Raw genomic sequence first — 5,484 nt, forward strand, 5'->3', positions numbered from 1 at the left:
GGCCACGGATGCCGCGCGCCGGGCGGCTGCGGCCGAGACGGCCCGTGCGGCCGGCCCGGTGGCCCGCGAGCGTCCGCGGTACGGCGAGTACGCGCCGACGGGCGATGCTGACGGCGATGCCTCCACGAAGGATGCCGCGGCATCCGGCACGCCCGCCGTCGACGACGACGCGGACACCCCGTCCTCCTCCGACCGCTGAGCTGCTACCAGTCCGTCGGCTTCTCGGGTGCGTACAGCCAGGCCTCGAAGAAGGCGTCGAGGTCCTCGCCCGAGACCTCCTCGGCCAACGCGGTGAAGTCGGCCGTCGACGCCGTGGCGCCGCCGAACCGATCGACCCAGGCCTTCGCGAGCTCGAAGAACGCGTCGTCGCCGATCTTCACGCGGAGCGCGTGCAGCGTGGCGGCCCCACGATCGTAGATGGGGTCGACGAAGAGCCCGAAGGGCCCCGGGTCGGCGACCACGACCTGCCAGAACTCGTCGGGATCGTCGACGGGAATCGCCATCACCTCGTCGAACGACTGCTGGGCCGTGGCGCCGCCCCGGTGCTCGGTCCACATCCACTACGAGTACGTCGCCCAACCCTCGTTGAGCCAGATGTCCGCCCATCGGAAGGGGCTCACCTCGTCGCCCATCCACTGGTGCGCCAGCTCGTGCGCGATGGTGCCCTCGCGGGCACTGCGCGAGAAGACCGACCGGGTCTGGGTCTCGAGCGCGTAGCCGACGGAGTCGTCGTCGACGATCGCGCCGTACGAGTTGAACGGATACGCGCCGTAGAGTCCGGCGAAGAACACGAGCATGTCGCTCGTGAGCGCGAGGTCGGCGCTCGGGGCGCCGAGGCGGGTCGGGTCGACGGCGTCGAAGATCGGCGTGCCGTCGGCCGCGGTGTACTGGTTGACGACGTAGTCGCCCACGCTCGCGGTGGCGAGGTATGCGGCCATCGGGTCGGGCGCGTCCCAGTTCCACGTCGTCGTGCCGCCCGCCGTCACCGGCGGACCGGTGGGCAGGCCGTTGGCGACGGCGACGAGCCCCTCGGGAACGCTGATCTCGAACGTGTAGGTGGCCTTGTCGACGGGGTGGTCGTTGGCCGGGAACCAGGTGGAGGCGCCGTCGGGCTCATTCACGACCATCGCGCCGTCGCGCGTGGTGACCCAGCCGTAAAGCGCGCCCTCGATGTCGGTCGGCCGCGTCGTGGGGCCGCCGTAGGTGATGACGACCTGCGCCCGCTTGCCCTCCTTGAGCTTCTTCGTCGGAGTGATCACGAGTTCGTCGCCCACCTGCGCGAAGGTCGCGGCCTTGCGTGCCACGGTGACCGCCGTCGCGGTGAGCCCGCGGAGATCGAGGTTGAACCTGCTCAGGTCCTGCGTGGGCACGAGGTCGATGGTCGCGACCCCGCTCAGGTGCCCGGTGAGGGGAGCGGGCTCGGGAGCGGGTGGCGCGTAGTCCAGGTCGAGGTCGTAGTGGAGCACGTCGATGCCGCCATTGCCCGCGAACGGGAAGTACGGGTCGCCGGCGCCGTCGGCTCCCGGGGTGTACACCGGTGGCGCGGCGACGGCCACGGATGGCGCAGCCACGACGGCGGATGCCGCGACCGCGGCGATCACGGCGAGGAGTGCGGTACGGCGGCGACGTGACGGCATGGGTCCTCCAGCGATCGACGGGGTGCGCTCAGGCTAGCCCTCGCCGACTGACCGCCGCTAGCGATCCAGGCCGGCGCGCACCCACGCCTCGACCTCGTCGGCCGTGCGCGGGATTCCCGCCGAGAGGTTCTCGGCGCCGTCGGCCGTGACGAGGATGTCGTCCTCGATGCGCACGCCGATGCCGCGGAACTCCGCAGGCACGGTGAGGTCGTCGGACTGGAAGTAGAGGCCCGGTTCGATCGTGAAGACCATGCCGGCCTCGAGCACGCCGTCCATGTACATGGAGCGCCGCGCCTGCGCGCAGTCGTGCACGTCGAGCCCCAGGTGGTGGCTCGTGCCGTGCACCATGTAGCGGCGGTGGAACTGGTTCTCGGGCTGCAGCGACTCCTCGGCGGAGAGCGGGAGGAAGCCCCACTCGGCCGTCTTCCGGGCGATGACCTCCATCGCTGCGGCATGCACCTCGCGGAAGATCGCACCGGGGCGAACGACCGCGAACGCGGCATCCGCTGCCTCGAGCACGGCCTCGTAGACCTGCCGCTGCACGGGTGAGAACGTGCCGTTGACCGGGAAGGTGCGCGTGATGTCGGCGGTGTAGTAGGTGTCGCGCTCGACGCCGGCGTCGAGGAGCACCAGGTCGCCGGGCACGACGGGGCCGTCGTTGCGGGTCCAGTGCAGGATGGTGGCGTGCGGTCCGGCCGCGGCGATCGAACCGTAGCCGACGTCGTTGCCGTCGAGCCGCGCGCGGGTGGCGAAGACGCCCTCGATCACGCGCTCGCCGCGCACCTCGGCGGTGATGCGGGGGAGTTCCTCGAGCACCTCGGTGAAGCCCCGCTGCGTCGCGTCGATCGCGGCGCGCATCTCGGCGACCTCGAACTCGTCCTTGACGAGGCGGAGCTCGGAGAGCACGCGGGCAAGCTCGGCGTCGGGATCGTGGGCGCCGTTCACCTCGATCGAGAACGGCGCGTCGGACGCGTTCGTCGAGAGGGCCTCCTCGGCCGCGAAGCGGATGCGCGCGTGGTCGACGCGCTCGGTGATGGCCGAGTCGGCCTCGCGCAGCACGAGGGTCGACGTGTCGACCGAGGAGAGCACCCGGTCGAAGTCGTCGAGGCCGCGCGTCTCGATCGCGAGGTCGGCGGCGACATGCGCGAGCGAGGGGCGAGGGCCGATCCAGAACTCGCCGATGGCGGGGTTGGCGTAGAACTCCTCGGAGTCACGCCCCGCGCGCTCCCGGAAGTACACGGTGGCGGTGTGGCCGTCGCCGTTCGGCTCGAAGACGAGCACCGCGCCGGGCTCCGAGTCGGATCCCCAGCCCGTGAGGTGCGCGAAGGCCGTATGCGCCCGGAACGGGTAGTCGGTGTCGTTGGCCCGCTGCTTCATGTCGCCGGCGGGCACGATGAGCCGCACGCCGGTGARGGCGGCCGACACGGTCGCCCGTCGCGCGGCGRCGAACGCGGCCTGCGCGCGTGCGGGCGGCAGCGTCTCATCGCGGTCGGCCCAGCCGCTGCCGATGAACTCCTTGAAGCCCTCGGAGCCCGGCGTGGTCGAGCGATTCGCGTTGCGGCCGGACTCCTCGGAGGCGGGGGGCGCGGTCGTGGTGCTGGTGTCGCTCGTGTTGGCCATGTCGTCCATTCTCGCACCGCTCACGAGGCGGGTGAGAGCGTGGCGACGACCGGGCGGTGGTCGCTGCCCGAGCCGTCGATCTCGCCGATGACCCGGAACGCGTCGACCCGCCAGCCGGGCGTCGCGAGCACGTGGTCGATCGGGCTGCCGAGGAACTCGGGCACGTCGGTGGGCCACGTGCCGAGACCGCCGGCACCGCCGGCCACCGCGGCATCCCGGCACCGCCCGAGGTCGCCGCCGTCGACGCCGCGGCCGGCGAAGTGGTCGACGGTCGCGTTGAAGTCGCCGGCCATGATCACGTTCTCGCCGGAGCACTGCGCCGCGAGCCAGTCGAGGTCGCTGCGCCAGTTGCGCAGCTCCCACCGGATGGGGGCCACGGCGTGCACGGCCACGATGCGCGGCCCGTCGCCGCCCACGGGCTCCGCGACGATCGACGGCACGGTGTTCGTGTTGCCGGGCGGCCCGGGCACGAGCGCCGACATGACCTCGTACTCGCCGAGGTCGGGCGAGATGAGGATGGTCGTCGAGCGGGCCTTCGCGACCTCGTCGAACGCGACCGTGTGCACCCACATCGGGCTCCCGCCGTCGCGCATGGCGACGGCCACCTCCTCGCCGAGCGGCTCGGTGGTCTCGGGCAGCACGACGACGTCGGCGCCCTCGTCGAGGGCGAGCCCGGCGATGGTGGTGGCATCCGGCACCTCGCCGAGGGTGTTCCAGCTGAGCACGGTGACGGATGCCTCGTCGCCCGCGACATCCGACCCGCCGAAGCCGCGCGCCGCCAGCACCGCGACGTTGCCCACCGCGTACGACGCGAGCACCACGGCGATCGCGATGCCGAAGGTGCGGGTGGCGCGGGGGATGGCGAGCAGGGCGAGCCCGAGCGCCGCGATGACGGCGCACGCAGCGGCGGTCCCGCGAAGCGCGACCACATGCGCGGCGATCCACTGGTTCTGCAGCCCGAACGCCTGCGGCCACAGCAGCACGACGGCGACGGCGGCGGTGCCGAGCACGACGGCCCAGCCGAGGATGCGGGGGAGCATTCCATCCACCCTATGCGAGTGACCGGCGCCGGAACCGGGGCGGCGCCGTCCGTCGGCTGGGAGTCCCCGGTGAGGTTCCCGGCGCGGCCTCCGGTGAGGCATCCCTCGGATGCCGCGTCCGGGGCCGCGGCTAGCATGAGGGGATGTCCGAAGCCCCCGCCGTCATCGGCGACGCCGACCTGCACACGCACTCGACGGTGTCCGACGGCACGGAGGCGCCCGCCGTCCTCATGGCGCAGGCGGCCGCCGCAGGGCTCTGGGGCATCGCGCTCACCGATCACGACTCCACGAGCGGGTGGGCCGAGGCCGCCGCCGCGGTGCCGGCGACCGGGGTGGCCCTCATCCCCGGCATGGAGCTGTCGACGCGCGAGGGGTTCATGAGCGTGCACATGCTCGCCTACCTCATCGACCCGTCCGACGAGCGGCTGCTCGCGGAGACCACGCGCATCCGCGAGTCGCGCGTGACGCGCGCCGAGGAGATCGTGCGTCGCATCGGTCGCGACTACGACCTGAGCTGGGACGACGTGCTCGCCCAGACCGTCGAGGGCACCACGATCGGTCGGCCCCACATCGCCGACGCCCTGGTCGCCAGGGGCCACGTGTCGACGCGATCGGCCGCGTTCGCGGGCATCCTGCATCCGCGTGCCGGCTACGCCGAGCCGCACTATGCGCCCGACCCGCTCACCGGGGTGCGGCTCATCCGCGCGGCGGGCGGCGTGCCGGTGCTCGCGCACCCCGGCACCCGTGGTGCCGAGCGCGTCATCCCGCCCGACCGCCTCGCCCGCCTCGCCGACGCCGGCCTGTTCGGGCTCGAGGTCGACCATCCCGAGAACCGCGCCGACGCGAAGCCCCGGCTCAGGGCCCTGGCGCAGCAGTACGGCCTCGAGATCACAGGGTCGAGCGACTACCACGGCGCGGGCAAGCCCAATCGCCTGGCCGAGTGCACCACGCCGTCAGCGGTCGTCGAACGTCTCATCGCCGAGGGTCGCGGCTCGACGCCGGTGCTCCCGTAGGGGCATCCGCTCGCTCACCGTTGAGTGGTCGCGAGCGGATGCCGCGGGCTCACCGGTCGGTGGTCGCGAGCGGATGCCGCGGGCTCACGCCTGCGGTGCTGCGCCGCCCGTGCCCGGCCCGCGCCGGCGGCGACGACGGCGCGGGGCCGCGTTGCCGTCGTGATGCTCGTGGCC

General features: G+C 72.8%; 6 protein-coding genes. 2 read left to right on the top strand and 4 right to left on the bottom strand.

Annotation, left to right across the window (positions count from 1 at the left end):
* A partial coding sequence (locus tag AC1DY2_RS14470) for a hypothetical protein (protein WP_476763059.1) occupies nt 1–199 on the top strand: 199 nt, incomplete at its 5' end.
* Between the two features lie 4 nt (nt 200–203).
* Here the strand turns inward: AC1DY2_RS14470 and AC1DY2_RS14475 are convergent.
* Genes AC1DY2_RS14475 through AC1DY2_RS14490 form a run of 4 tightly spaced genes read right to left on the bottom strand, consistent with a single transcriptional unit; the run spans nt 204 to nt 4,297 of the window.
* Entirely contained in the window at nt 204–557 is a 354-nt protein-coding gene (locus AC1DY2_RS14475; protein WP_476763060.1) for a hypothetical protein, read from the bottom strand.
* A 3-nt stretch (nt 558–560) separates the two neighbouring features.
* Nucleotides 561–1,637 carry a M1 family metallopeptidase gene (locus AC1DY2_RS14480; protein WP_476763061.1) on the bottom strand — a complete coding sequence of 359 codons (1,077 nt, stop codon included), beginning with the start codon at nt 1,635–1,637 and terminating at the stop codon, nt 561–563.
* Nucleotides 1,638–1,694: 57 nt separating this feature from the next.
* Nucleotides 1,695–3,257 (bottom strand): aminopeptidase P family protein, encoded by a 1,563-nt coding sequence (locus AC1DY2_RS14485; RefSeq protein ID WP_476763062.1) that lies wholly within the window; start codon nt 3,255–3,257, stop codon nt 1,695–1,697.
* 20 nt (nt 3,258–3,277) lie between these two features.
* Complete coding sequence (locus AC1DY2_RS14490) at nt 3,278–4,297, bottom strand: endonuclease/exonuclease/phosphatase family protein (protein WP_476763063.1); 1,020 nt, start codon at nt 4,295–4,297, stop codon at nt 3,278–3,280.
* Nucleotides 4,298–4,440: 143 nt separating this feature from the next.
* Here AC1DY2_RS14490 and AC1DY2_RS14495 point away from each other — a divergent pair, with 143 nt between their 5' ends.
* Nucleotides 4,441–5,310, top strand: a complete 870-nt coding sequence (locus AC1DY2_RS14495) for a PHP domain-containing protein (protein ID WP_476763064.1) — start codon at nt 4,441–4,443, stop codon at nt 5,308–5,310.
* Nucleotides 5,311–5,484: the final 174 nt, after the last annotated feature.

This window comes from Agromyces sp. P1_H4, from assembly GCF_056405255.1.

Coding starts and splice junctions, on each gene's coding strand:
- AC1DY2_RS14475 (WP_476763060.1), bottom strand. CDS start 557: ATGTGGACCGAGCACCGGGGCGGCGCCACGGCCCAGCAGTCGTTCGAC.
- AC1DY2_RS14480 (WP_476763061.1), bottom strand. CDS start 1,637: ATGCCGTCACGTCGCCGCCGTACCGCACTCCTCGCCGTGATCGCCGCG.
- AC1DY2_RS14490 (WP_476763063.1), bottom strand. CDS start 4,297: ATGCTCCCCCGCATCCTCGGCTGGGCCGTCGTGCTCGGCACCGCCGCC.
- AC1DY2_RS14495 (WP_476763064.1), top strand. CDS start 4,441: ATGTCCGAAGCCCCCGCCGTCATCGGCGACGCCGACCTGCACACGCAC.